Origin of the sequence: Bowmanella yangjiangensis, from assembly GCF_017255015.1 — a bacterium.
GTDB lineage: Bacteria > Pseudomonadota > Gammaproteobacteria > Enterobacterales > Alteromonadaceae > Bowmanella > Bowmanella yangjiangensis.
The window spans coordinates 1-382 of the sequence record NZ_JAFKCS010000691.1; the positions used below are offsets into that span (position 1 = coordinate 1).

Annotated in this window: 1 protein-coding gene; it reads left to right on the forward strand. The window is 63.9% G+C overall.

Going from position 1 to position 382, the window contains the following annotated elements; genetic code table 11:
* A partial coding sequence (locus tag J0A65_RS26280) for a hypothetical protein (protein WP_206597125.1) occupies nt 1-382 on the forward strand: 382 nt, incomplete at both ends.

Here is a 382-nt window from a genome sequence, read left to right on the forward strand (position 1 = left end):
CGCGTGACCGGTGTGACGCTCAACATCAACTTCCGCGAGATCTTCAGCTGGGTCTTCGCTGCCCTGGTGTGGGGTGATGTCACCAACGTAGCCGCCGCCACCCACACGGGCGAGATCAAGCGCGCTGGCGTCGATGGCACCATCGCGCTCGACCACATGCCGCTGACCATCTCCGGCGTGAGCAACGAGGCCGGCGATACCGACTTCGACGAAGATGACGACTGGATCATGACTGGCTCTGGCATCCAGGCGGTTGCCGGCGGCGCGCTGGAGGCAGCCATCGAGGCGGCCGGGACTACGCCGTACAACGTCAGCGTCGACTACAGTTCGGCCGAGGTCGACGTGATCGAGGCACTGACCAACAGCGGCAAGACCTTTGAAT